Source organism: Flavobacterium sp. NRK F10, from assembly GCF_024054235.1.
In the GTDB taxonomy this organism is placed as follows: domain Bacteria; phylum Bacteroidota; class Bacteroidia; order Flavobacteriales; family Flavobacteriaceae; genus Flavobacterium; species Flavobacterium sediminis.
In genome coordinates, this window is the sequence record NZ_JAMXLC010000001.1 from 707304 (window position 1) to 731202 (window position 23899).

Sequence of the window (23899 nt, forward strand, 5' to 3'; positions counted from 1 at the left end):
ATTTATTATTCCGGAATCAACCACCAAAACGGACGCATTTTTGCTTTCCAAATAAAGGCATAATGCAAAGCTAATTTTACCCAGTGTCCTGCCAAACCTATGTCTCCAAAGGTTTTATTGATATCTCTACCTTGTGTATCCGGATATTTTTTATAATCGGGTACAATAGGATATGTTGTTATGCTGACTCCGCTACCTTGTGTTAATCCATAACCTGCTGAAGCAATACAAGCAGCTCCCATATTACCCATTGATCCTTTGTGGTGCAGAGATTCTTTTCCTGCTTTTATACTGTCAATAATGTTGTCAGCTACTAATTTTGCGGTAATACCTGACGGCATTCCTGTTCGTGGCGGTGCCGGAAAAATGTCTGTTCCGTTTTTACTTTTGCGCGGTTTTGAAATAGTATGTGGCGGCGCAAAGGCTATACCCGGTGCAAAAATATTTTTATAAGAAGGATTCTGATACGTTTCCGGCCAATCCTGAACTGTCCATTCTTCGTATGGTTTCGGAGTATAATCGGCATCTACGATCATAAATCCTTTGAACAACTTATCGGTTATATCCTGATTATTCTTGCCGTAAGCTTTAAAACCATGTCCTGAAAAGGCAGGAATCAGCATGGCGAAATCAAACTCTTCAGATTTGTATTCTCCTTCTAAATTTTCATAATATGCTTTCCCTTTTTCAATTTTATTCACTCCGGCTCCTAAAATCCATTTGATATCTCGGTCTTCAAAGACCATTTCGACCATATCCGAAGATTTCATATTGAAACCGTTGTAATCCAGCAACATTCCGTCCATACCGAAATCTCCTAATTCATATTCATTAGAGATCCAAGTAATATCGGCTTTATCCCGAACTCCGAACTTTTGCAGTTCTTTTTCTACATTCAGTATGTACTCAAACGCTGCTCCTTGACAGGTTGCCTTCGGATGTCCGGTTCCAATTAATATCTTAGCTTTTTTATCAGATTTTTTCAATTCATTAATCAGCTTGTGTAAAGCCTCAGAAGCATGTGTAGCATGATCGTAAGTACAAACGGAATACACGTTGTTTGTTCCCGGTTGTAAGCCTTCAGTCAAATCAAAAGCTAATTTGGGCCCGGTTGCATTGACCAAATAATCGTAAGTCACTTTTTCCTGTTTTCCCTGATTTTCACCAAAAACACCCTCTACCAATATATAAGGCTTCGGTTCCTGTGCATCTCCTTCCGGATGGAAAGAGACTGCTTTAGCTTGTTTGTATCCTATTCCTTTTCTTTTATACAATGGTTCTAAGGGAAAAATTACATCTTTCGGTTTCATTCTTCCGATTCCTACCCAAATATTGGAAGGAACCCATTGGTAATTTCTATTAGGAGAAACTACCAATACTTCGTGTTGTTTCCCTAACTTTCTTCTTAAATGTGCTGCTGCAGTATGTCCTGCAATTCCCGCACCTAGTATGACTATCTTGGACATTATGATTAGTTTTGTTATGTCAAAATTATTCTAACGGCTTCTGTCTTACAGCAACAATTGTTACACACTTAACTAAATCAGAATCGGTTAGCGTTTCTCTTAAAAGCAGCCAGATGATTTTTTGAGGCAAAAAGGAGTGATTCTAAAATCTGCTTTTCATACGCAGGGATTTCTGCTTTTAAAAGAAGTTCGAGGTCAGCTATATCTGTTTCTTCAATAATTCGTCCTACTTCAATAGCTTCTTTAGGTGATTGCAATCCTTGTGCTAAAAGTCTATCGTACAACTTTTGCAAAGTTTGATTATGGAACTTTCCTCTTTCAGAAAATAATTCAAATGCTATTTGTTTTGTCTGAATTATCACTTCTACACTTTCCATGTGACGGCTTTCACTTTGCTTGATATTATGAAAAATCCGTAAATCCCATTTCTCACCCAAAGCATCGTAAATATCATGGGCTAATTTTTCTTCCTCCCACAGGTAACGGTAATCTATGGCGGACGATTCCTGTGCTGCTATCATTTGGATTCCAAATAAAAAGGTCACTGCTATTATTTTAATTACATTGTTCATGAGGTGACGTGATTATAGTATTATATTCTTCCTGTGTTAAATATTGAGGAGTATATGTTTCCCCCAGATTATCCAGAGCAGAAACAAAACTTCTTAAATGATTGCGGGAACCGCATTGTAAACTTTCGTAAACATTCAGTACGGCAGAATTGTTTATAAGTAAAGATTCTTCTTGCAGATCAACTATATCCAGATCTTCAATAGTTGCTCCTATTGTTAAAGCTGCCACTTGATTAGCTTGTCCGTCTATTACAAATTGATCATACAAATCTTGTAAGTTCTGGTTATTGAATTGTCCTTCCGGTAAGATTGTATAAGAAATATTATAACGATCTAATTGCTGTGCAATAGCATCCATGTGACTTTGCTCACTTTGTTTAATATTTTCAAATTCAGTTAAACTCCAAAGGTCATCTAAATACCGATAAGTATCACGAGCTAATTTTTCTTCTTCCAGCATAAAAAGCAAACTATTTTGTTCAGTAGCTGTCAATGGCTCATAATTGTTGTTATCATCATTATCACTACAGCCGGATAGAACGAGTACTAACAAAATAAATCCTGTTTTTAATAGAGTGGTTCTCATAGCATTTCAATTAAGTTATTCCCAAATTTAGTACTTAAAAAGAAGTTTTACCGTAACAAAAGATACAGATAATCAAAACCTTAACTCCATAAAAAAAAGGGTTACGTTTCCGTAACCCTTTTACTTTTAAACAAAATTCAAATTATTTTTTGTCTTCCGCTTTTTTAGATGCGCAACATCCTGCTTTTTTCTCACTACCGCAAGATGCTTTCTTATCTTTATCACAAGATTTTTTATCTGCACAACACGATTTTTCTGTTTTAGCTTTCTTCTCTTGTTTAGGCTCTTGAGCATTTACATTTAAAGCTAATACGAACGCTGCTAAAGCGACCATTGAAACCAACTTTTTCATTTTCTTAATTTTTAATTTTATAACTACTTTTCTTTAAACTTAGGAAGCAAATATAGAAATTTCTACTAATTATACTTCACTTTTATTATTTTTTTATGATTTTCTCCAACAGGTATCTGCAAAGCGAAGCAAAAACGGTTAATTTACCTTTTTATAACTCAAAACTGACAAAACATTCACCACAAAAGCATACAATACAATAACGACTAAATGCAATTGTATCTCTTTTAATCCTGCTCCTTTGAGCATGACCATTCGGATCATTTCAACAAAATAGCGTATCGGATTTAACAGGGTTAGTTTTTGCGCCCAAACCGGCATGCTGTCTATCGGCGTAAATAAACCGCTCATTAAAATAAAAATCACCATAAAGAACCAAGCAACAAACATGGCTTGTTGTTGTGTCTGAGCATTGTTAGAAATAAACAATCCCAATCCCAAAACCAAGAACAAATATAATGCCGTAAACAAATATACTAAAGCAATATTCCCAACAATAGGAACATTGAAGACCAATTTAGCAATTAGCAAGCCTATAGTAAGTACAACTAACCCGATTACCCAGAACGGAAAAAGTTTACCTATAATGAATTGGTATTTTTTAATGGGAGTAACATTGATCTGTTCTAATGTTCCTATTTCCTTTTCTCTTACAATGTTCATGGCAGACAAGAACAAAGTAAGCATTGTAACAAGTAATACCAAGATACCCGGAACCATATATGTTTTGTAATTCAGTGTTTTGTTGTACCAAAAAGAAGGTATGGTCTCAACGCTTAGCAATGTGTACTGGTTCCCTGACTGATGAAATGTACTCGTTAAAATATTTTGACTAAAACTGCGGATCACTTCTGTTATATACACATTCTCTACTCCGGCAGTAGCTCCGTCAATTGCATTGATCCGCACCGGTATATGTACCAGATTATCTTTCATTAAATTTTGCTCAAACTGATACGGAAATTCTAAGATCACATCTATAGTTCCTTCCTGCATTGCAATATCAGCTTGTTTGGCTGTCTGCATTTCTGAGGTTACGTTGAAATAAGGAGAAGCACTGAACTTTGACTGTAACTCTCTCGACATTTTTGAATGGTCATGATCTACAATAGCGATCTTAATATTCTTAATGTCAAAACTAGCTGCATTCGACAAAATAAGCAATTGCATAACCGGCATTACGATAAGTAAAGGTAACATTCCTTTATTTCTAAAGATCTGTTTAAATTCTTTCTGTATGATATATAATAACAGTCGCATTATTCTAATCTGATTTTATATTTCTTTACACTTAACAAAATAAAGAACGAGGTCATTCCGAACAGGATCAACGTTTCTTTCCAAATTATAGCAAACGAAGCTCCTTTTAACATAATTGCTTTTATAATTATGATGAACCACTTAGCCGGAATAATGTTACTCATAATTTGCATGGGTAACGGCATACTGGCTATAGGAAAAATAAATCCGGACAAGATAATAACCGGTAACATTAATCCCATCATAGAAATCAGCATAGCTGTTTGTTGAGATTGTGCAACAGTCGAGATCAAAATACCTAAAGACAATGCGGTTACAATAAACAAAATACTTTCTGCTGCTAAAAGCAATAAGCTTCCTTTGACAGGCATTCCAAAAACAAAAACACCAAGTGAAACAATGACTATAGCGTTAATCACAGATAAAAACACATACGGAAATACCTTTCCCAAGATCACCTGAAACGGATGCAAGGGAGAAACCAACAATACTTCCATTGTGCCGATCTCTTTTTCACGAGCGATGGAGATGGAAGTCATCATAGCAGAAACTAACATTAAGATCACAGTCATTACTCCCGGAACGAAAGTATACACACTCCTCATATCCGGATTGTACAGAAATCGGGAATCTAACACAATACCGGAAGGTTTTGTTTGCCCATCACTTTCTTCCCGAACATAATTTTGAATGATGGCATTAGCATAGTTTGTGGCTGTATTAGCTACATTAGGGTCAGTAGCATCAGAGATGATCTGTATTTCCGGCTGGTCCTGATTGGCTAATTTTTGCCCGAAATCTTTTTCAAATACTAATACTAACTTTATTTTACCTCTTTTGAACACCGATTCTATTTCTGTATCGGATTGTAATTTTTGTTCGATATTGAAATAACGTGAAGCATCAATTTTTGCGATCAATTGTTTTGTTTCAACATCATTGGATTTATCTAAGATAGCGATATTCACATTATTAATTTCGTTCGTAATAGCAAAGCCAAATAACATAATCTGAATAACCGGCATCCCGAACAAAATAAACATGGAGCGTTTATCTCTGAATATATGATAAAATTCTTTTTTAACAAAGCCTAAAAAACGTTTCATAGATACACCATTTGTTATTCGATATTTCGAGCCAATTTTAAAAAAACCTCGTTCATTCCGGAAACTTTAAACTGCTCTTTGAGTTTTTTCGGAGTGTCCAAAGCTTCAATTTTTCCATCCACCATAATAGACACTCTGGTGCAATATTCAGCTTCGTCCATGTAGTGTGTCGTTACAAAAATAGTGGTTCCGTTATGGGCTTCTTCGTCAATCATTTCCCAAAATTGTCTGCGGGTTATAGGATCTACTCCTCCGGTGGGTTCGTCCAGAAAAACAATTTTAGGTTCGTGTAACAAAGCCACTGAGAAAGCCAGTTTTTGTTTCCATCCCAAAGGCAATTGCCCTACTCTTTCGTCTGCCACATTTTCCATATCCAGTCTTTTAATCAGTTCAACTGTTTTCTCCTGAATGAGTTTTGGTTTTAAGCCGTATATCCCACCGAAAAAACGAATATTTTCTTTAATAGTCAGATCGTCATACAGCGAAAATCGCTGGCTCATGTAGCCAATATTTTTCTTTACTTCATTAGCATCCTTAGCTACATTAAATCCTGCCACAACCGCAGTCCCGGAAGTTGGCCTTGAGATTCCGATCAACATTTTCATGGCTGTAGTTTTTCCGGCTCCGTTAGCACCTAAGAAACCGAATATCTCTCCTTTTTTTACTTCAAAAGAGATTCCTTTCACAGCTGTAAAATCACCGAATTGCTTGGTCAGATTTTCGACCTGAATGATAGTATCTTGTTCCATAAGCTTATTCTTCATCTGAATTTATGAACACATCTTCTATACTTGCTTTAATCCGGCGTATACTGAAATTATAATGCCCTTTTTGATCCAGATACTGCTGTAAATCTTCTGTTTTAAACCGAGGGTGATTATTGATATAATGAATACTCTCTCCGAAAGAAAACACACTTTTAGTTTCCGGAAACTGTTTCAGATCCTGAAGCAATAAATACATATTTTCAGCGATTACTTCGTAAATGATCGGTTCAAAAGTTTGTACAATATTTTCCGGTGTATCTATTTTGAAAATCTTTCCGTTTCGGATAAAAGCTATTCTATCACAAAGTGACGCTTCGTCCATATAGGGGGTAGAGACTAAAATAGTAATGTTTTGCTTTTTTAATCGTTTGAGCATTTCCCAGAACTCTTTTCTCGATACCGGATCCACACCGGTTGTCGGTTCATCTAAAAACAGTACTTCAGGTGCATGAATCAAAGCACAACACAACGCCAGTTTTTGCTTCATTCCACCGGATAAATCTTTGGCTCTTCTGTCTTTAAAAGGTTCTATCTGCACATAAATATCTTTAATTAAATCGTAGTTTTCTTCTATGGTCGTTCCGAAAATCGTAGCAAAAAAGGTTAAATTCTCCTCTACAGTCAAATCCTGATACAAGGAAAATCTTCCGGGCATATACCCTACACGGTTACGAATGGTTTTGTATTCTTTTTCCACATCAAAACCAACAACAGAAGCTTGTCCGTTCTGCGGTACTAAAAGAGTGGTTAAAATTCTAAAAAGTGTTGTTTTTCCGGCTCCGTCAGGACCGATAAGACCGAATAGCTCACCACTTTTTACCTCAAAGGAAACATCCTGAAGTGCCTGAACATTTTTAAATTTTTTAGAAATATTTTGAACGACAATGCTCATTTTATTCTTGTTTTAACCAAACTTCTGCCGGCATTCCTATTTTCAGACTTCCGTCATTTTTTACCAAAACTTTTACCGCATAGACCAGGTTCACACGTTCTTCTTTCGTTTGGATGATCTTAGGCGTAAATTCTGCATTCGAAGCGATCCATGAAATCGTACCGCTGTAGTCTTTCATCCCGTCTTCAACATCAATCTTCACATTTACTTTCTGACCTATTTTCAGCTGTGGCAATTGCTTCTCTCCTACATAAACCCTTAATGTCAGTTGTGAAACATCGGCTATTTTATACAATGGTTTTCCAAAAGCCGTTACTTCACCCGGTTCAACATACTTGGCTAAAACAGTCCCGTTTATCGGGTTTACGACTTTGCTCTTCTCAATTTGATCGTTGATTTTAGCTACCTGCACTGCTACCGATTTTACTTCATTTACTATCGGTCTATTTTGCGTTTTAACATTTGTTATCTGCTCATTCAACACATTTACCTTCCCGTCAATTTCGTCGACCTGTCTTTGCGTCGCCGCCTTTTCCGCAAACATATCGTGTATCCGTTTCTGCTCGATCAATGTGGTCTTAAGTTGTTCCTGTAAAACTTTTTCTTGTGTAGAGACCACTGCTGTTTTTGAGGCAACGGTATTCTGTGTTGCTTTGAGTTGTTCTTTGGCAAAATATAACTGAAGCGTATCTATCAGTCCTACTTGCTCGTTTGCTTTTAAAACATCACCCTCATCTAATTTTAAAGATTCTATTTTTCCGTTTGCTTCTGCCGAAACGGTTACTTCTGTTGCTTCAAAGTTTCCGTAAGCATCAGCTTCATCAGCACCATTCCCGCAAGCTAAAAGACTAAAAACCGGCAGTAAAAACAGTATTTTTTTCATTGATTTCATGTTTAGTTTCCTTTAATTACATTATAATTTGCTTTTGTTAAAGCTAATTGTACTTCGTGTATTTTTTTAGTGTTCTTAGCATCAAAAAGATTAGTTACCTCGACTAAATAATCGGCAGTTGTAATAACACCATGCTTCATTTGCGCTTCGGATGCCTGAGCTATTTCAGTTCTCAAGTCAATTATTTCTTCATCACTTTGCAATAACGCTTCTGCTTTTTGTATCTCTTTTTCTGTTTCCTGCAACTGACTTTTTTGATTCAGTTCAAAAGTTTCTTGTTCTGTTGAGACAATATTTTTAGCAATATCCAATACTTTCTTATCGGTTTTGGTTTTGTTCCAATCGAATACATTCCAATTCAATTTCAGACCGGTCATATAAAAAGTTTCGAAGGAATTTTTAAGCATATTCAAACCCGGATTACCATAACCTAACTGTGCAAAAGCAGAAATCTTAGGAAATCTTGATTTAGTGATTACTTTTTTAGTAAAATCTAATTGTTCGGACTGTAAATTGAACAACGTAATTTCCGGACGAATACCTTCGACACTTTGTGTTGACTCTGTCGGAATTTCAAATTGTGAATCCGTAGAAATTGAAATTCCTGTAAGCAACTTCAGGGTTTCGATATTCTTTTGTTTATCGGCATTGAGTTCTATTATCTGTTGGTTTATTTTCAATACCTCAGCTTGTAAAACCTGTTCTGATGACGGTAACAATGCGCCATGTTTTACGCCTACTTTTACTTCTTCTATTCTTTTTTGCAACCATTCTTTTTTGGCTTGTAACAATAAAACCCGTTCCTGTAACAACAATACTGTAAAATAGAGTTGGTTTACTTTTGCCTTAAGCTGATACAAGGTCACAGCCACTTGCTGTTGCGCTACTTTAGTTTGCGCTTGTTTCAGGTTGGCATTCGCTTTTACAAAACCTCCGTTATATAATAACTGATAGGCATCTAACGTCGCTTTGTATTGATCTTTGTTCAACGGATCTACCGTAACACCCGGTAACGAAATCGGCATCTTAGTTACATCTGATTGATACGTTGCCTGTGCATTTACATCAAGCTTGGGCAATTTTGCTTTATTAATAGAGCTTGTCTCTAATTCTCCTTTTTCAGCCAAAAGCTCGTATTGAGATGCTACCGGATAATTTTTCTCTACCTCATCGTAGCAATTTCTGAGGCTCACTTTTTCTTGCGCCAGAGTAAAAAAAGGAACCAATAGCAACAGGTATCTTTTCATCGTTTTATAGCATTAATAATTTGTTCGGTAATGTGTTTTTTTCGTTCTTCTAATAAGACCTCAAATTCTTCTTCTGAAATCTCTAAAATTCCTTTAACCAGAGTTTGTGCCGCAAAAGGAAAGACAGTCATGGAAAAAATGTCGAGCAACAACTGTTTCGGATTCATCTTTTTTATGATTCCTTGCTCCATTTCTTCCTGAACTTGTTTGATTAATTTGATAGGATTTGGCCTTGCTTCATTTGACAAAACTTCTTTAACAAATTGCGGATTGTTATTCATTTCCTGAATAATAAAAGCCGGTAAAAACCTGTTCTTCTTCACAAATGAAATATAATTCTCCGTAAACTTTTCAATCTTCACAAAAAGCGAATCCGATGAATTAAAAATTTCATTCATCTGGGGAGCAATCTGATAAAAAGCATTTAAAAATACAGCTTTAAAAAGCTGCTCTTTACTTCTAAAAAAATAATGCAGCATCGCTTTGTTGATCCCGGCTTCATCTGCAATTTCCTGCATTCGGGCACCCGCAAATCCTTTTTGCTGAAACACAGTCCGTGCAGCATTAAATATTTTCTCTTCAGTTGTCATTAACTGTTTAGTTTAACCATTTGGTTAACAAAAATACTAAAAAAAAGTAAACAAGCTCAAAGTGAAGTTGTTTACTTCTTATTTTTTAATGTTCGCCGTAGCCTACGTCATCCATTTTTCCTTTAAATACACGGTATTGTACTACCATATAAATTAACACCAAAACCAAAGCTACAAAGAACCATGACATTCCCATAGACAAACCGTATTCGTGAGCCGCTACATTTTCAACGGTCAATGACGGATTGATCTCATTCGTTGATGGCAATAATTTAGGAAAAATTGAAGCCACCGTTGAAGACAAGCCGCCTAACAAAAACAAGGTTGAAAATAAAAACCCATAACCGTCTTTTTTAAAACTTTTTACTTTGAACAAACCAAACAAGCCAGTAAAAGTAATAGCCGGCAAAACCCAAAGAAACGGATATTGTATAAAATTATGAAAAGGTTGCGGTTCAATAATGTGCCAGATCAATAATGATGCAATCACTAACGCAAACAAAACAAAATTCAGTTTAAAAACAACATCTTTTAATTTGGTGTTCAATTCCGAATTGGTTTTAAAGATAATCCAATTGGCTCCGTGAATGGTCAAAGCCACAACAGCAATAACGCCTAACATCAGTGTAAACCAATCAATAATTCCTAAATGCTCAGCTTGCGGACTGAAGCTTTCATTCCATAAAGGTAAAAAGAAATAATGTGCTTCCTGCGTTGCAACACCATTTTCAACCATTCCTAAATTTACACCTCTGACTACATTCCCCAGAGCTGCTCCGAAGAACAAGGCTAACAATAAACTGGCAATTCCGAAAGCTTTATCCCAGATAGCTTCCCACATCGGATGATGTATCTGACCTCTCAATTCTAAACCTATAGCTCTAAAGATCAGCAACCATAACACCATCATCAAAGGGAGATAGAATCCACTGAAAGAAGAAGCGTATAAGGTTGGAAAAGCGAAGAACAACACCCCTCCTGCCGCTATAAGCCAGACTTCATTGGCGTCCCAAAACGGGCCGATAGCATTGGTTATTGCTTTTTTATCTTTTTCCGTCTTTGCAAAAAACAAATGAATAATTCCTGCTCCGAAATCATAACCGTCTAAAACAACATAAACGGCTAACATTGCGACTAATATAATATACCAAAAATATTCCATGACTTAGTGTGTTTGAGGATGAGGTCCTTTTCTGATTATTTTTCCGGCTAATATTAAAAATAGCATTCCTAACAACAGGTATAAACCTATAAAGCCTAAGAAGGTAAACAAGGTATTACCTGATGATACTGTAGGAGATGCTCCGGCATTTGTTCGCATCAAATTATAAACCAACCAAGGCTGACGCCCTAATTCAGCAGTATACCATCCGGTTGTATTCGCTATATAAGGAAAAGGCATAGCAAACATAAACGCCCACAATAACCACTTGGTTTCAAACAGTTTTTTCCGAAACAATTGGACAAGCGCTAAAAACATCATTCCGATAAAGATAGTTCCTAAGCCTACCATAATATGATATCCGTAATACAGACCTGATATATTGGTCGGATAGTTTTCTTCCGGAAATTCATTTAATCCTTTTACTTCCTGATCCCAATTTCCATAGGTCAGAAAACTTAAAATATTAGGAACAGCAATTTTATTGTCTAATTTTTTATTCTGAACATCAGGCTGACCAATCAATACAATTTCAGACCCTCCTTCTTCAGTATGGAAGATCCCTTCCATAGCGGCAAAAGTAACCGGTTGGTGTTTTACCACATTTTTTGCCAGCAAATCACCTGTAGGCATAGCTACTATCATTGAAGATATCAAACCGAAAATCACTCCTGTTTTAACAAACATTTTACCGAAAGCAAGATTCTTTTTACTTAAGATATAAAAAGCTCCTATTCCGGTAACTACAAATGAACTGGTTACAATTGAAGCTGCCTGATTGTGCAAATAAGAAGGCCAAAGCCAAGGGTTGGTAAATAATGCTCCGAAATTATTGAGTACAAATTTACCATTGGCTAAAATTTCATATCCTACCGGATTTTGCATCCAGGAATGCGTTGCGATAATTAAAAAACCGCTCATCCAGGAACCTAAGAACACCAGAAAACCGGTTAAAAAGTGAAGTTTATGTCCTAAGAGCTTTTCACCGAACAAAAACAATCCCAGAAATGAAGATTCCAGGAAAAAAGAGAACATCCCTTCCATAGCGAGCGTTTGTCCTATGATTCCTCCTGTTAACTCGGAGAATTTCGCCCAGTTTGTTCCGAACTGAAATTCCATAGGGATTCCGGTAACAACTCCCATCGCAAAGTTCAATGCAAAAATCCGCATCCAAAATTTGGCGGCATCGTTGTACTCTTCATTATTGGTTTTTAGAAATTTCCACTTAAAGTATACAATGAGTAAGGACAAGCCCATGGTTAATTGTGGAAACAAGTAATGAAATGTGACTGTAAATGCAAATTGCATTCTGTCATAAAATAGCATTTCTTCCATGATAATTAATTTTGCACAAATTTCAGGTGTTTACATCTTTTTAACTGTAACAACCATTACAAAAATGTGTTAAATTTTACAGTCGAAAAGTTACGAAAAATTTCTCGTACACCTGAAATTTTGCTTTAGTAAAATACTTACTTCTTAATATTTTTTAATTTTTAATAACCTTATGTGTTACAAAAAATTTATTATCAAAAATCAATGTAAGTATAACAACCTGATCATTAGGCGACTCAAGATCAAAACTCATCGAATTATTTCCCGGTTGAAAATCAGTAATAATACCGTCAGAAATTATCTTACCGTCAATCGACATGACTAAGTATTCCAGTGATGCTGCATAAGGAGCATTAAAAGTCAGTTTAACCACATCTCCGTTAGTCGGATTCGGATGTACTTTAAAAGTAAAAGGATTACTTCCGTCGATACCGGAAACTGATAAGGTCGGATTGTACACCAATTTGACTTCATAAATTGAAGTATCCGCAGAAGTCAGATCGGTTTGATTATCTGTAAATGCCGATACAGAAGAGGTTAAAATTCCACCGTACAAATGACCGATCACAAACTCATTTGCAGTAATATTAGCCAATTGAATAACTTCATTCGTATAATGTGGCAAGGTTTTATTCGGAATGAACTCTGCTCCCGAACCTTTTAAAGCCGGCATTTCAACAGGTAATTGGTATTCTTCCAGCGTTCCGTCCGTTAATCTTGAAACCCTGCTGATGGTCTTTACAAAAGGAACTGTATCATCCTGTATCAATGTCCCGTTTTGATAATAATATTGACTCATTCCGCCAAAAAACAGACTGTGCATCTCGTTTAAGGTCGCATTATAAAGCCCTACACTTCCGCTATGATAATTACTCAAATACTGATTAAATTGTGTTTGCGGAATATAACCGCCGGCTTTAATGTCTACAGGATACAAAAACGGTAAATCGACACTGATCTGGAAAACTCCTGACGAAATAGTATAACCTAATTCACCATCAGGAAAAACCTGAGGAACTAAATTATAATCACGACGGTGTAAATGAGTAGCATCCGATATCTCTGTATAATTTGAAATACTGAGTTGTGTTCCTGAGTTGTCAATTTGAAATTTTCTGATAGCATTAGAATAGGTTTGCGTAAATGAAGGACCGTTCATAGGATTGTACCTTCCGTCAAAACGATGTCCTCCTACCAAATAAAAATCCGTTCCTATTTTTCCTAACTGTCCTCCGGTTATAGCAAATTCAGGCGCTGTAATTTGTTTAAAATAAGGACTAATTGATGTATTATTAACAATAGCTGTTATTAATCCGGGAACATCTACAGCAGTTAATTTATCATGTGTGATATGGTCATTGGCAGAAGTAGCAAAAGCATAACCGCCGATAATGTATAATGTATCCCCGTCTTGGTAGAAATTCATATTAGTCGATTGCAATTGTTCTTGTAAACCTGTCGGCAATACATTTACAGAGGCACTCCAAAACTGATTGGCAGTAGGATCCACCACATAAAGATCCGTATTATTCTGGTTTTCCGGAAAAGCATTAAAAGGTTGGCGTGCATGGATTCCGTCTTTTCTTCCGCCAACGATCAACCATTTGCCGTTATGTTGTCCAAAAGCGTAAGAATGCAATCCCGGTAATCCTGTTACTGTAACAGGTGTTAAAACCACGTCATACGGGAACGTACTTTGAGAGTGTACTGACTGCAACAGCGCCAGCACAAGAATAAAATATATTTTTTTCATCTTGTTGTAATTATTGATTAATAGTATGTTTGCAAAGAGAATTACAACAACTTTTTAGGCGGTCGCCAGATGAAATTTTGAACGGGGGTTGGTAAGGAAAGAGTATAAAAGAACTGACTTTGTTTTTGAGAATAAACCATATACAGGTGTTCTTCTAACTCTAATTTCATTTCTTTGACGCATTGAACAGAGCTAAAATTCAAATCTGCAATAAATTTACCCATTTCACACGTTGTTCCCTGATAACTACACTCCAGATCATTCATTGCACTAAATTGCAACTTAAGCGCTCTGACAGAAGGCAAAAGTGTAATTATAAAAAGATAGGGTACTACTATGTAAATCCAGAATCTCAACTATCGATCTTATCTAAAACAATATTAATAATTTCCTGTTTAGACAATACTGATGAAGATTGCCATAAGATTTCTCCTTTACAGAACAGGGCTGTTGTAGGGACTGATTTGATATTGTATTTTTCGGCTATCTCATCTAAACTGTTTACCGTAATTATACTCACATTTATTCGTTTTCCGAAAACGTTTTTAACTTGCCTTAGGGTTGGCGCCATCATTTCACAAGGATCACAATCTGCAATTGTAAATTCAACTAAAGCAGGCTTTTCATCCTGAATAATTTCTAATAATGTATTTTCCATAACTCATTCCTTTTCATTAAGGGGGCAGCTACCGGATTGGCAGCCAAAATCAAAGATAGTTTGTATTAAGAAATACAAGGCGAATAAATAAAAGAAACTTTCACCGCTTTTGTAAGCATGAAAACTTATTCCTATAGCCAAAACTAAACGAACTATACGCATTACATGCCAGTTCGAAAAGAGCATTCTTTTCCAATTTATATTTTTCATATCAGCTAAAGTAAGATATCACGAAAAAACGTTATGTGACATTTGTCACCTTTTAGTATTATTTTTTTACCAAAATTTGCTTTATATTTTCTAAAAAAACGGATCTCAGCCTTTTATTTTGATAAAAGTTGTACAAAATACACTCCTTTTTCTCATTGTTAGCAGTCTTTTCCTGTTTAACATTAAAGTGGTCATTTTACAATTTGAATATACCTTTAACAACAAAGCGTTCACTGAAAAATACTGTATTAACAAGGACAAGCCGGAATTAAAATGTAACGGTAAATGCCACTTAGCCAAGATCGCTAAAGAAAATCAAAAAGAAAACGCTGAAAAACAATTTTTTCTGGATATCGAAATTACATTTTTTCAAAATATTGAAAAAACTTTTGCCTTTTTTAATCCGTATTTAATTTTAAAAAAGACTTTTTGGAATTGTCCGGATTTATATTCATTGACAACTCTCACAGAACTGGATCATCCTCCTCAATTTTCATTTTAACTTTCAATATCAATTTTTTATTGCCTTAGCTGTTTTGCATTCATTTAAAAAACGGTTATGGCACAAGTTTGACTTTATTTAATTAAAATGAAAAAAATAATAATGAGTTTAGGCTTACTAGCCTTTACTGTATCTCATGCGCAGGAAAATCAAAAAAACACAACTGACTCTACTAAAGTAACATTGTTAAATGAAGTTTTAGTAACAGGAAATCAGATCAATGATCCTGCCCAAGTAATCGTAAAACAAGATTATACCGAAAAGGTGGTTCAACCTAAAAATTCGGGTGAATTATTTCAGGGCATCAACGGATTCTCTTTAATAAAAAGAGGAAATTATGCGGTTGACCCTTCGTTCAGAGCTAGTCAATACGAACAATTAAATGTACAGATCGACGGAGGAACCAAGGCTTTCCATGCGTGTCCTAATCGCATGGATCCGGTAACTACTTTAGTAAACCCGGAAGAAGTCACTAAAATTGAGATCATCAAAGGACCGTTTTCCGTTCGCTACGGAAATACTTTTGCCGGACTGATCAATCTGGTTACCAAAACCCCGGCGTATAACGAGAAAAAAATCAGTGGGTCATTATCTTCCGGTTATGAAAGCAATGGAAAATCTATTGTAAATATGCTGGAATTGGGTACCAAGATCAAGAAATTTGATTTCACCGGAAATATAAGCTATCGGGATTACGGAAATTATGAGGACGGAAACCAAAATGAGATTCCTTCTTCTTTCAGAAGTACTAATTATGGCTTAAAAGCAGGTTACGACATTACAGAAAATCAACGCTTACAGGCATCTTTCAAACAAAATTTCGGACGGGATGTTTTACATGCCGGATTACCGATGGATACCGATGAAGACAATAGTACTCTGGCTGCTTTAGACTACAAATGGAATAGTACACATAAAACATTTAAAAGTTTAACTTCAAAACTATATTACTCGTATGTAGACCATACTATGAGTAATACCAGAAGACCTTCTTTTATGATGATGGAGGCTGTTTCAAATGTGGAAGCTTTAACTTATGGCGGAAAAATAGAAACTAAATGGCAATTCAGTCCAAAAGTCGTTTTATTTACCGGAGTAGATATGGTTAACTTATCACGAGATGGTGGCAGAGACCGATTAGTTAAAGTCATGAATGGTAACCCATTACCTATGCCAATGAGTTTTTACGACAAAGTTTGGCAAGACAGTTATACAAACGATACCGGAGTTTTTGCGGAAGCCAAAATTAAAACATCAGATAAGTCTGTGGTAACAATAGGTTCGCGAATGGATTTTATTGCTGCTGAAGCTAAAGATCTGGATCCTACATTTGCCGCACTTTATCCCAACTTAGACAAGCAAACCGAAGCCAATTACAGCGGAACGGTTTCCTACAAATACACTTTCAATCCGAACTATAACATTGAATTCTCATTTGGTAGAGGAACAAGAGCGGCTACAATTGAAGAACGCTATATTGCTTTTTTTAACATAGGAAGAGACACTTACGAATATGTCGGGAATCCGTATTTAAAACCGGAAGTAAACAACCAATTTGAAATCGGGTTCAATGGAAAACATAATTTTAATGGCTTTGTTTCTCAGCTACGATTCGGTTCGTCTGTTTTCTACTCAATTTACGAAAACTATATTTTAGGTGTTGTAGACGAAAGTTTAACTCGAAAATATAACCCGACAACTCCTCCTGTTCATCCGAAAGTATTCCGTAATATTGATAATGCGCTAAAAACCGGTTTTGAAATATATGCTAATGCTGATTTTGCAAATCACTTTAATTTTAGTACTGAAATTTCTTATACCTATACCGAAAACAAAGATTTTAACGAAAGCTTACCTTTAACACCTCCTTTGACCACCCGCTTGAAATTGAGTTATGAAATCAAAAAGTTTTGGGCTAGTGCACAATACACACTGACTGCTAAACAAAACAAAATTTCATATAGCTATGATGAGATTGCCACATCCGGCTATGAAGTTATGGATATAAAATTAGGCTACAAGCCTTTTGAGAGCCTTTCATTAGGAGCAGGTGTTTTGAATTTATTTGACCAATATTACAACAACCACTTAACGTTTGCCTTCAACAATGTAGCAGGTTACGGAAGAGTTCCGATTACAGAACCGGGACGTAATTTTACATTCTTTGTGAATTATAAATTTTAAAACAACATAAGTAAGTTTTCGGATTTGATATCTAATCAGAGAGTTTAGAATTACAAATCCGAAAACTTTTTTAAATTAAAAAATTAAGGACGAATTATTCTCAATTGACATTCCGGAAGAGGTGCATTTTTATCTGCGATCATCAGATTATTCCAATTTGATAAGTATTTCCCTTCATTTGATTTTAATACAATATCGTCTATTGTTCCTCCCCATCCATCTTCTACATCAAATAGCATATCGGGATGTATCGGAAGTGGTTCCGTTTGCGGAGTGTATTCAAAAGTACTCAATTCTTCTTTTATATTTAACTGGTTTTCTGATAATACTACAAATTTTTGGTAGTAATAATTTTCAATGATAATTTTTGTAGTTACACTTCGTCTGTCTTTCCATAAACCATGAATAACATGGATACGGAATTGATCTTCAATTTGAACTTGACTTATCAATTTGTCAACCGTCGTTAAATTTCCGTTTTGAAGGGATAGAAATCGTCTTTGAGATCCGGTAGTTTGATTAGATTTTACTTCAATAAGAACATCATCCAAAATTTGAACAAATCTGAACTCATAATCCGGATTCCAGAATTCTTGATTATTACCGGATCCTAGCAACACACGATTAGAATTAAAATCAGGTTTACCTTTTATAAACTGCCTTGGATCAGATTGCAGTAATTGTGACTGTACCCAATTCATCATATTGAAATGCTTATAGACACCTTGTCCAGCCCAATTAGGAGGGCTGAAAATCCCATTAACATCAAATAGCTCATTTATTGTTATTTGTTGATTGTTACTTGCAGCTTTGACTCTATTTAGAGCGCTATCAAAGCTTAAAAAATCAGGAGGACTATTAAAATATCGTGTTTCAAAAACAACACTTTTATTTAAACAAGGCCAATTTTGCTGATTAGTATTTCCTAAATAATGAGCATTATTCACTTCATATACGACTCTACACGTATTTGCTAGTCTTATATTTCTTGAATAAGCCGCACCTGCTACCACAATAAAGAAATTATTTCTTAATTGTATAGCAAAAATTTCATCTTCAACTGTATCAATAAAGTTTTCTTGACTTTCTAAACTTTCAACCAAAGCTTGTTTATCTAACTCTTTTGAATAAAATAATTCATACTTTTTTACGTCTGAGACAGGTTTTACAATCTCGCCGCTATCAGTGATTATCAATTCTTCTTTAAAGGCTACTTCTTTAAAGTAAATAGTCTCTGAATACTCTTCCGGAATAGATGGCTCTCCTTTAAAAATAAATAAATTGTGAGATTTCAGATAGTTCTCTGATTTTTCATTTATATCTAATCTGTCTTTCCACAATTGCCAACTTTCTTCTTCTATTCCAAAGAAATCTAATACCATTTCTTCACTGGTAAACAATTGTTCTTCTCTTTTCTGTATAATTTTTTTAGCTAACTCTTCTCCCAATTTCCCTTCAACATAAGGAAAATGAGACAACAAATCAAAATCTAAAGAATTTAAAATTCCAAAAAACTCACTTAGTATCATATATAACTATTTAGTATTACTACTTATTTTTTTCGAATTTAAAAACAAGTAGCATACTAATATTAGCCAATTATGGTGAACATCGAGTTTGAGTTCACAAAAAGCTTTTCTTAAACTGTAAAGTTCTTCTTTATTTTTTTGTTCCTAAAAACCGAATAACGGAACCTTCTCCCTGATGGTATTTTCCTTCGTTGAGAACAATAACTTTTTTTTCCAACTGTTCAAAAATAACTCCCGGGAATTCCTCTTTTACTTCTTCCGGTGAAAAAAGCATTTCTACATCCTTTGGTCCACCGGATGAATATTTCAATTGTTCTTTACTAAAAGCTTCAAAAAGAATTTTCCCGCCTGGCTTTACTAAAGTTAATAGCTTTTGATGTGCTTCTTTGCGAATGGATTTCGGAAAATGAGCAAAAATCAGTACTAAACCATCAAAGCTATCAGGTTTATAGGGCATTCCCATTGCACTACAAACTTCATAATCTAATGATACTTTTTTTATTTCTGCTAAATCCAACGCTTTTTTCTTCCCTTCCTCACTCATGTCAAAAGCACAGACCTCCCTATTGTTTTGAGCTACAAAAACAGCATTTCTGCCCTCGCCTTCTGCCGGAAATAAAATTTTGCCTTTGGGTAAAAAGTCAAGATACTCTTTTAAAAATTCATTAGGCTCAGCACCGTATGCAAAATCAGTTTCTGCATAACGACTATTCCAAAAATCTTTCATTTTTTATCGTCTTTCTTAGGTGAAGTAACAAACATATTGAACAATAAACCGCCCATTAAACCACCGTAAAGCGTACTGTTTAGCGGTTTTGACGTTATGGCACAGGTTCCTGATGCACAACCCACATAGTAATAATAGGCATAACCGGCAATACAACCGATAATTACTCCAATTCCTGTAATAAGGTATGTTTTCTTTTTCATTATTTTTTGTCGAACGTGATGCTCCAAATTCCTCTTACTTCATTCTCTGCATAACCTGTTGCCAGATCGTTCGGATACAAAGTTTTGAGCTTCTTCAAAACTTCCGGTTTTATATTCTCGGGTTTTCCATGGCATTGTAAACACATGGTATTGGTTTCGATCGGATAATAGAAATGGACTTTTTCGATCTCTTCTACTACTATAGGCTGGATTTCCTTTTGGGCAGACAAATCTTTTTTGAATTGTTCTATGTAACCTAATTCTTCTGCTGATGCTTTGTTGTTCGGATTTCTATTCTTATCGGAAACTCTTTTAATTTCTGCATTATAGTGAACAGACATACTATCCGTCAATGGCATTGCACTTACATTACAAAATTTTAAAGCAGCTTCGGTTCCTTCTTTTTGTATAGTTCCCATAAGATTTTTACCTAAAACCTTTTTGGTTCCCAAAGCATATTCCAGACCAATATCAGCATAGGTTTTTTCTTTTGCTTCTTCCTGAAATTGTTTCCCGCTTTGTTTCCAATTAAATTCACCATGATTTCCTTTCCAATGTTCCGCAAACCAATCCGGTTCTTCAATTTGATAATCATACATGAACTCAGCTATTTTAGCAACACTGCCTTCCGGAAAAGCTTGCTTCGGCATAACACCAAAACGCTTGACAGCTCCGTTCATCAATGCTTTATCAGCTGTTGGTTCCGCAACAAAATCGGTAACGGCTTTTATAAATTCTGCTTTAGTGTAACTCTGCATCGTAATATACCGTCCTTTTATGGCAACCATAGGCGGAGCGATACGCCCTTCTTGTTCCGCAGCACTTGGGCTATGACATAAATAGCAATGTTTTTCCATTAGCTCTTTGGCTTCAGATGGTTCAAACTGAACCATACTGACTGAATCCTCAGTAGTTTTAACTTCCTGATAATCTGATTTCTTGTTATTACAACTAACCAATAACAATAAACCGAAAAACCATATACTATTTTTCATTTCTTTAGTTTTTATCAAAAATATAACGCTAACTCTACTTTTGAGGTAACACATGTTACACAATCTGATTTAATATAGAACGTTTCAATATTTAAATAGATTTTATTTATTAAATATAAATTTACAATAAAATTATTTAATACACAAATACTATTAAGACAAATAACATTATTAGTTGATCTGATATTTGCAATATTAAAATTAATGTTAAACAAAAATTATAATTATTATGGAAGATCAAGTAACATTTATGCCGAGAATAGGTGAAAAAGCACCTGAATTCACAGCAGTAACAACTCAGGGAACTATTAATTTCCCTAAAGACTATGAAGGAAAATGGGTTATATTTTTTAGTCATCCTGCCGATTTTACTCCGGTTTGTACTTCTGAGTTTATGACGTTTGCCAATATGGAAAAACAATTTAATGAGGCCAATTGTGAATTAGTAGGACTATCAGTAGACGGATTATATAGTCATATTGCCTGGTTAAGAACGATTAAAGAGAAAATCGAATACAAAGGAATGAAAGATATTGAGGTAACTTTTCCTTTGATTGAGGACATCTCAATGGAAGTTTCTAAACGATACGGGATGATACAACCGGGCGAAAGCAGTACACAAGCAGTCAGAGCTGTTTTCTTTATTGACCCGAAAGGTATTATCAGAACCATTTTATATTATCCGCTAAGCATCGGTAGAAATTTTCAGGAAATTTACAGAGCCTTAATAGCCTTACAAACTGCTGATGCTTTTCAGGTCGCATGTCCGGCTGACTGGCAACCGGGAGATGATGTTATTGTTCCTACTGCAGGTTCTTGCGGTGTAGCCAAAGAAAGAATGGAAGATGCAGAAACACTTGACTGTAAAGACTGGTTCTTCTGTACGAAGAAACTGGACAAGCAAAAAGTTCTGGACACTGTTCTTAAAAAATAAAAAATAGCCTTCGGGCTATTTTTTGTAATGTAAGTTACATTTGTTACGCACTACAACTTGCTTTTTTACTATTTTTGATATAAAATCCGACTTATGAAAAAAAATTTAGCTTTGCTGGCAATTCTTAGTTTTATTGCTTGCAAAAATGATGAACCAAAAGAAATTCCGCTCGCTGACAACAAGGTCAAAACAGCACTTATGGTTGAAGCTGATGATTATTTCAAACCAATTTCCTCTGTTTCAAATAAAAATATTCCGGAAAATTTCCAGCAATTAAACAACCCTGTCAATATTACTTCTGTTAGGTTTGATGATCGTTTAAATGATAAAGAACGCTTAGGACAAAAGTTATATTATGACAAACGTTTGTCTAAAAACGGAACGATCAGTTGTAATTCCTGTCATAATCTGGACACTTACGGTGTAGACAACTCACCTACTTCACTTGGTGATACTAAAGCCTTCGGAAACAGAAATTCTCCCAGTGTTATTTATGCCTCATTGCACTTTAAACAATTTTGGGACGGTCGGGCTAAAGATGTGGAAGAACAAGCCGGCATGCCAATCTTAAATCCGGTAGAACACGCTATTCCGTCTGAAGACTTTTTAATAAACCGCCTAAGAGGTATTGAAGAATATCAAAAATTATTCAAATCTGTATATCCTAACGATAAGGAACCTGTTACCTATGCTAATTTAACGAATGCTATAGGCTCTTTTGAAAGAAAGTTGCTGCCAGAAAGCCGTTTTGACAAATGGTTAGACGGGAACGACAATGCCTTAGACGAAACTGAAAAAGCCGGACTGAAATCCTTTATCAACAACGGGTGTATCACCTGCCATAGCGGTGTGGCTATAGGCGGACAAATGATGCAAAAATTCGGTTTATACGGAAATTATTGGGAGTACACTAAAAGTAAAACGACCGATAACGGTGTATATGACCTGACAAAAAATGAAACGGATAAGTTCATGTTTAAAACTCCGAGTCTTAGAAATGTTGAAAAAACATATCCATATTTTCACGACGGTTCAGTAGCAAAGTTAGAAGACGCTGTTAAGATCATGGGTAAACTGCAAACTAACAAAGAGTTATCTGAAACTGAGATTAATAATATTGTTGCTTTCTTAAAAACACTGACAGCTGATATTGATGAAAAATATAAAAAAGCCGATAATTAATCGGCTTTTTTATATTCTAAATTGAGAATCAAACCACGTCTTCCAGATTGATTATCCATTAATTTAGTATAGTCCAAATACTAAAAAACAATTCACTTGTCATAACAATATTAGAATCAATACAATCAGTATCTTCCAAAAAAGATTCGCTCTACATTTTATTTCTATCTATTCTTATCGTTTCCAATCTATCGTCTATCTGAAAACCTCTCTTTTTCATATAGAAAAACTGTGTTCAAAAAAATCACATTAGAAAAAAATCACACGTTTTGTAGCAAAAAAATAGTTTAAAAAAAAATGCCACAATTGTTGTGTCAAAAAAAATCTATCAAAAAATTGACACAAAATGCCGAAAAAACAATTTTGAGTACGATTTTGACATTGTGTTGATTTTTTGTCCATTGCATTTTTTTAGATAAAAATTACAATTTAAAGAAAATTAATAGATATAAAATCTTAAAAACCTTCAAAAATCTGAAAATATCCGGTTAAAACTGAAAAAACCGTAAAAACAACTATTTGCCTTTTCGTATTACAAAAAAAACATACATTTATCCATATTTAATTACAAATAAAATGCAATGCGAATAAAATTACGCTTAACCGCTATTTTCCCTGCATTATTGATTCCTGCCATTACTTCAGCGCAGGACATCCTATGGGAAAAGACCTATGGAGGCAAACATGCCGAATACTTATACGATGCCATATCGACGCCTGACTACGGATTTATCCTGGCCGGAAGTTCGGTTTCCGGTAAAAACGGCAACAAAGACGAAAAGAACAAAGGCGATC

24 protein-coding genes and 1 pseudogene are annotated in these 23899 nt (G+C 35.2%); 5 read left to right on the forward strand and 20 right to left on the reverse strand.

Annotated features, from left to right (window positions below; genetic code table 11):
- Nucleotides 1–5: 5 nt before the first annotated feature.
- The 16 genes from NHF50_RS03320 to NHF50_RS03395 all read right to left on the reverse strand — a co-directional run bounded on the left by NHF50_RS03320 (nt 6) and on the right by NHF50_RS03395 (nt 14638).
- Nucleotides 6–1466, reverse strand: coding sequence for an NAD(P)/FAD-dependent oxidoreductase (locus NHF50_RS03320; protein ID WP_252775051.1), 1461 nt, complete (start codon nt 1464–1466; stop codon nt 6–8).
- Between the two features lie 77 nt (nt 1467–1543).
- Nucleotides 1544–2038, reverse strand: coding sequence for a DUF2202 domain-containing protein (locus NHF50_RS03325; protein ID WP_252775052.1), 495 nt, complete (start codon nt 2036–2038; stop codon nt 1544–1546).
- On the reverse strand, nt 2022–2624 hold the full coding sequence (locus tag NHF50_RS03330; RefSeq protein ID WP_252775053.1) for a DUF2202 domain-containing protein: 603 nt from the start codon (nt 2622–2624) through the stop codon (nt 2022–2024). The genes NHF50_RS03325 and NHF50_RS03330 overlap by 17 nt, the downstream gene beginning before the upstream one ends.
- Nucleotides 2625–2766: 142 nt before the next feature.
- On the reverse strand, nt 2767–2976 hold the full coding sequence (locus NHF50_RS03335; RefSeq protein WP_109568342.1) for a hypothetical protein: 210 nt from the start codon (nt 2974–2976) through the stop codon (nt 2767–2769).
- Between the two features lie 138 nt (nt 2977–3114).
- Nucleotides 3115–4236 carry an ABC transporter permease gene (locus NHF50_RS03340; RefSeq protein ID WP_252775054.1) on the reverse strand — a complete coding sequence of 374 codons (1122 nt, stop codon included), beginning with the start codon at nt 4234–4236 and terminating at the stop codon, nt 3115–3117.
- Entirely contained in the window at nt 4236–5342 is a 1107-nt protein-coding gene (locus NHF50_RS03345; protein ID WP_252775055.1) for an ABC transporter permease, read from the reverse strand. Before NHF50_RS03345 ends, NHF50_RS03340 begins: the two co-directional genes overlap by 1 nt.
- A 14-nt stretch (nt 5343–5356) precedes the next feature.
- Nucleotides 5357–6091: an ABC transporter ATP-binding protein gene (locus NHF50_RS03350; protein WP_252777301.1), complete on the reverse strand. Its 735-nt coding sequence runs from the start codon at nt 6089–6091 to the stop codon at nt 5357–5359.
- Between the two features lie 4 nt (nt 6092–6095).
- Nucleotides 6096–7001 carry an ABC transporter ATP-binding protein gene (locus NHF50_RS03355; protein ID WP_252775056.1) on the reverse strand — a complete coding sequence of 302 codons (906 nt, stop codon included), beginning with the start codon at nt 6999–7001 and terminating at the stop codon, nt 6096–6098.
- Nucleotide 7002: 1 nt separating this feature from the next.
- Nucleotides 7003–7884: an HlyD family secretion protein gene (locus NHF50_RS03360; RefSeq protein WP_252775057.1), complete on the reverse strand. Its 882-nt coding sequence runs from the start codon at nt 7882–7884 to the stop codon at nt 7003–7005.
- A gap of 11 nt (nt 7885–7895) precedes the next feature.
- Nucleotides 7896–9140, reverse strand: a complete 1245-nt coding sequence (locus tag NHF50_RS03365) for a TolC family protein (protein WP_109568346.1) — start codon at nt 9138–9140, stop codon at nt 7896–7898.
- The gene (locus NHF50_RS03370) at nt 9137–9730 is read right to left on the reverse strand and encodes a TetR/AcrR family transcriptional regulator (protein WP_109568347.1); all 594 of its coding nucleotides are present in this window, start codon (nt 9728–9730) and stop codon (nt 9137–9139) included. Before NHF50_RS03370 ends, NHF50_RS03365 begins: the two co-directional genes overlap by 4 nt.
- An 85-nt stretch (nt 9731–9815) precedes the next feature.
- Nucleotides 9816–10892, reverse strand: coding sequence for a cytochrome d ubiquinol oxidase subunit II (cydB, locus tag NHF50_RS03375; RefSeq protein ID WP_252775058.1), 1077 nt, complete (start codon nt 10890–10892; stop codon nt 9816–9818).
- Between the two features lie 3 nt (nt 10893–10895).
- Nucleotides 10896–12227, reverse strand: a complete 1332-nt coding sequence (locus NHF50_RS03380) for a cytochrome ubiquinol oxidase subunit I (RefSeq protein ID WP_252775059.1) — start codon at nt 12225–12227, stop codon at nt 10896–10898.
- 154 nt (nt 12228–12381) lie between these two features.
- Complete coding sequence (locus NHF50_RS03385; RefSeq protein ID WP_252775060.1) at nt 12382–13980, reverse strand: hypothetical protein; 1599 nt, start codon at nt 13978–13980, stop codon at nt 12382–12384.
- 41 nt (nt 13981–14021) lie between these two features.
- Entirely contained in the window at nt 14022–14246 is a 225-nt protein-coding gene (locus NHF50_RS03390) for a hypothetical protein (RefSeq protein ID WP_252775061.1), read from the reverse strand.
- An 86-nt stretch (nt 14247–14332) separates the two neighbouring features.
- Nucleotides 14333–14638 (reverse strand): co-chaperone YbbN, encoded by a 306-nt coding sequence (locus NHF50_RS03395; RefSeq protein ID WP_109568352.1) that lies wholly within the window; start codon nt 14636–14638, stop codon nt 14333–14335.
- A gap of 328 nt (nt 14639–14966) precedes the next feature.
- Between NHF50_RS03395 and NHF50_RS03400 the strand changes: the two genes are divergently transcribed.
- Together NHF50_RS03400 and NHF50_RS03405 are read left to right on the forward strand one after the other, a co-directional pair.
- Entirely contained in the window at nt 14967–15350 is a 384-nt protein-coding gene (locus NHF50_RS03400) for a hypothetical protein (protein ID WP_252775062.1), read from the forward strand.
- A gap of 87 nt (nt 15351–15437) precedes the next feature.
- Nucleotides 15438–17534 carry a TonB-dependent receptor domain-containing protein gene (locus tag NHF50_RS03405; RefSeq protein WP_252775063.1) on the forward strand — a complete coding sequence of 699 codons (2097 nt, stop codon included), beginning with the start codon at nt 15438–15440 and terminating at the stop codon, nt 17532–17534.
- A gap of 83 nt (nt 17535–17617) precedes the next feature.
- On the opposite strand, the gene NHF50_RS03410 is transcribed toward NHF50_RS03405, so the two are convergent.
- The 4 genes from NHF50_RS03410 to NHF50_RS03425 all read right to left on the reverse strand — a co-directional run bounded on the left by NHF50_RS03410 (nt 17618) and on the right by NHF50_RS03425 (nt 20988).
- Complete coding sequence (locus NHF50_RS03410; protein WP_252775064.1) at nt 17618–19063, reverse strand: hypothetical protein; 1446 nt, start codon at nt 19061–19063, stop codon at nt 17618–17620.
- 130 nt (nt 19064–19193) lie between these two features.
- Entirely contained in the window at nt 19194–19790 is a 597-nt protein-coding gene (locus NHF50_RS03415; protein WP_252775065.1) for a bifunctional 2-polyprenyl-6-hydroxyphenol methylase/3-demethylubiquinol 3-O-methyltransferase UbiG, read from the reverse strand.
- Nucleotides 19787–19993 carry a DUF6132 family protein gene (locus NHF50_RS03420; RefSeq protein WP_109568357.1) on the reverse strand — a complete coding sequence of 69 codons (207 nt, stop codon included), beginning with the start codon at nt 19991–19993 and terminating at the stop codon, nt 19787–19789. Before NHF50_RS03420 ends, NHF50_RS03415 begins: the two co-directional genes overlap by 4 nt.
- Nucleotides 19993–20988 carry a DUF3365 domain-containing protein gene (locus tag NHF50_RS03425; protein ID WP_252775066.1) on the reverse strand — a complete coding sequence of 332 codons (996 nt, stop codon included), beginning with the start codon at nt 20986–20988 and terminating at the stop codon, nt 19993–19995. The genes NHF50_RS03420 and NHF50_RS03425 overlap by 1 nt, the downstream gene beginning before the upstream one ends.
- A 229-nt stretch (nt 20989–21217) precedes the next feature.
- Here NHF50_RS03425 and NHF50_RS03430 point away from each other — a divergent pair, with 229 nt between their 5' ends.
- The 3 genes and pseudogenes from NHF50_RS03430 to NHF50_RS03440 all read left to right on the forward strand — a co-directional run.
- Nucleotides 21218–21922: a peroxiredoxin gene (locus NHF50_RS03430; protein WP_109568359.1), complete on the forward strand. Its 705-nt coding sequence runs from the start codon at nt 21218–21220 to the stop codon at nt 21920–21922.
- A 93-nt stretch (nt 21923–22015) separates the two neighbouring features.
- A complete protein-coding gene (locus tag NHF50_RS03435; RefSeq protein WP_252775067.1) occupies nt 22016–23104 on the forward strand; it encodes a cytochrome-c peroxidase in 1089 nt (362 codons plus the stop codon).
- 581 nt (nt 23105–23685) lie between these two features.
- Nucleotides 23686–23899 (forward strand): annotated as a pseudogene (locus NHF50_RS03440) (T9SS C-terminal target domain-containing protein); the annotation flags it as partial.

Bases quoted from the DNA above. Each gene is read 5' to 3' on its own strand.
- NHF50_RS03320 (WP_252775051.1), bottom strand. From the start codon at position 1,466: ATGTCCAAGATAGTCATACTAGGTGCGGGAATTGCAGGACATACTGCA.
- NHF50_RS03325 (WP_252775052.1), bottom strand. From the start codon at position 2,038: ATGAACAATGTAATTAAAATAATAGCAGTGACCTTTTTATTTGGAATC.
- NHF50_RS03330 (WP_252775053.1), bottom strand. From the start codon at position 2,624: ATGAGAACCACTCTATTAAAAACAGGATTTATTTTGTTAGTACTCGTT.
- NHF50_RS03335 (WP_109568342.1), bottom strand. From the start codon at position 2,976: ATGAAAAAGTTGGTTTCAATGGTCGCTTTAGCAGCGTTCGTATTAGCT.
- NHF50_RS03340 (WP_252775054.1), bottom strand. From the start codon at position 4,236: ATGCGACTGTTATTATATATCATACAGAAAGAATTTAAACAGATCTTT.
- NHF50_RS03345 (WP_252775055.1), bottom strand. From the start codon at position 5,342: ATGAAACGTTTTTTAGGCTTTGTTAAAAAAGAATTTTATCATATATTC.
- NHF50_RS03350 (WP_252777301.1), bottom strand. From the start codon at position 6,091: ATGGAACAAGATACTATCATTCAGGTCGAAAATCTGACCAAGCAATTC.
- NHF50_RS03355 (WP_252775056.1), bottom strand. From the start codon at position 7,001: ATGAGCATTGTCGTTCAAAATATTTCTAAAAAATTTAAAAATGTTCAG.
- NHF50_RS03360 (WP_252775057.1), bottom strand. From the start codon at position 7,884: ATGAAAAAAATACTGTTTTTACTGCCGGTTTTTAGTCTTTTAGCTTGC.
- NHF50_RS03365 (WP_109568346.1), bottom strand. From the start codon at position 9,140: ATGAAAAGATACCTGTTGCTATTGGTTCCTTTTTTTACTCTGGCGCAA.
- NHF50_RS03370 (WP_109568347.1), bottom strand. From the start codon at position 9,730: ATGACAACTGAAGAGAAAATATTTAATGCTGCACGGACTGTGTTTCAG.
- cydB (WP_252775058.1), bottom strand. From the start codon at position 10,892: ATGGAATATTTTTGGTATATTATATTAGTCGCAATGTTAGCCGTTTAT.
- NHF50_RS03380 (WP_252775059.1), bottom strand. From the start codon at position 12,227: ATGGAAGAAATGCTATTTTATGACAGAATGCAATTTGCATTTACAGTC.
- NHF50_RS03385 (WP_252775060.1), bottom strand. From the start codon at position 13,980: ATGAAAAAAATATATTTTATTCTTGTGCTGGCGCTGTTGCAGTCAGTA.
- NHF50_RS03390 (WP_252775061.1), bottom strand. From the start codon at position 14,246: ATGAATGATCTGGAGTGTAGTTATCAGGGAACAACGTGTGAAATGGGT.
- NHF50_RS03395 (WP_109568352.1), bottom strand. From the start codon at position 14,638: ATGGAAAATACATTATTAGAAATTATTCAGGATGAAAAGCCTGCTTTA.
- NHF50_RS03405 (WP_252775063.1), top strand. From the start codon at position 15,438: ATGAAAAAAATAATAATGAGTTTAGGCTTACTAGCCTTTACTGTATCT.
- NHF50_RS03410 (WP_252775064.1), bottom strand. From the start codon at position 19,063: ATGATACTAAGTGAGTTTTTTGGAATTTTAAATTCTTTAGATTTTGAT.
- NHF50_RS03415 (WP_252775065.1), bottom strand. From the start codon at position 19,790: ATGAAAGATTTTTGGAATAGTCGTTATGCAGAAACTGATTTTGCATAC.
- NHF50_RS03420 (WP_109568357.1), bottom strand. From the start codon at position 19,993: ATGAAAAAGAAAACATACCTTATTACAGGAATTGGAGTAATTATCGGT.
- NHF50_RS03425 (WP_252775066.1), bottom strand. From the start codon at position 20,988: ATGAAAAATAGTATATGGTTTTTCGGTTTATTGTTATTGGTTAGTTGT.
- NHF50_RS03430 (WP_109568359.1), top strand. From the start codon at position 21,218: ATGGAAGATCAAGTAACATTTATGCCGAGAATAGGTGAAAAAGCACCT.
- NHF50_RS03435 (WP_252775067.1), top strand. From the start codon at position 22,016: ATGAAAAAAAATTTAGCTTTGCTGGCAATTCTTAGTTTTATTGCTTGC.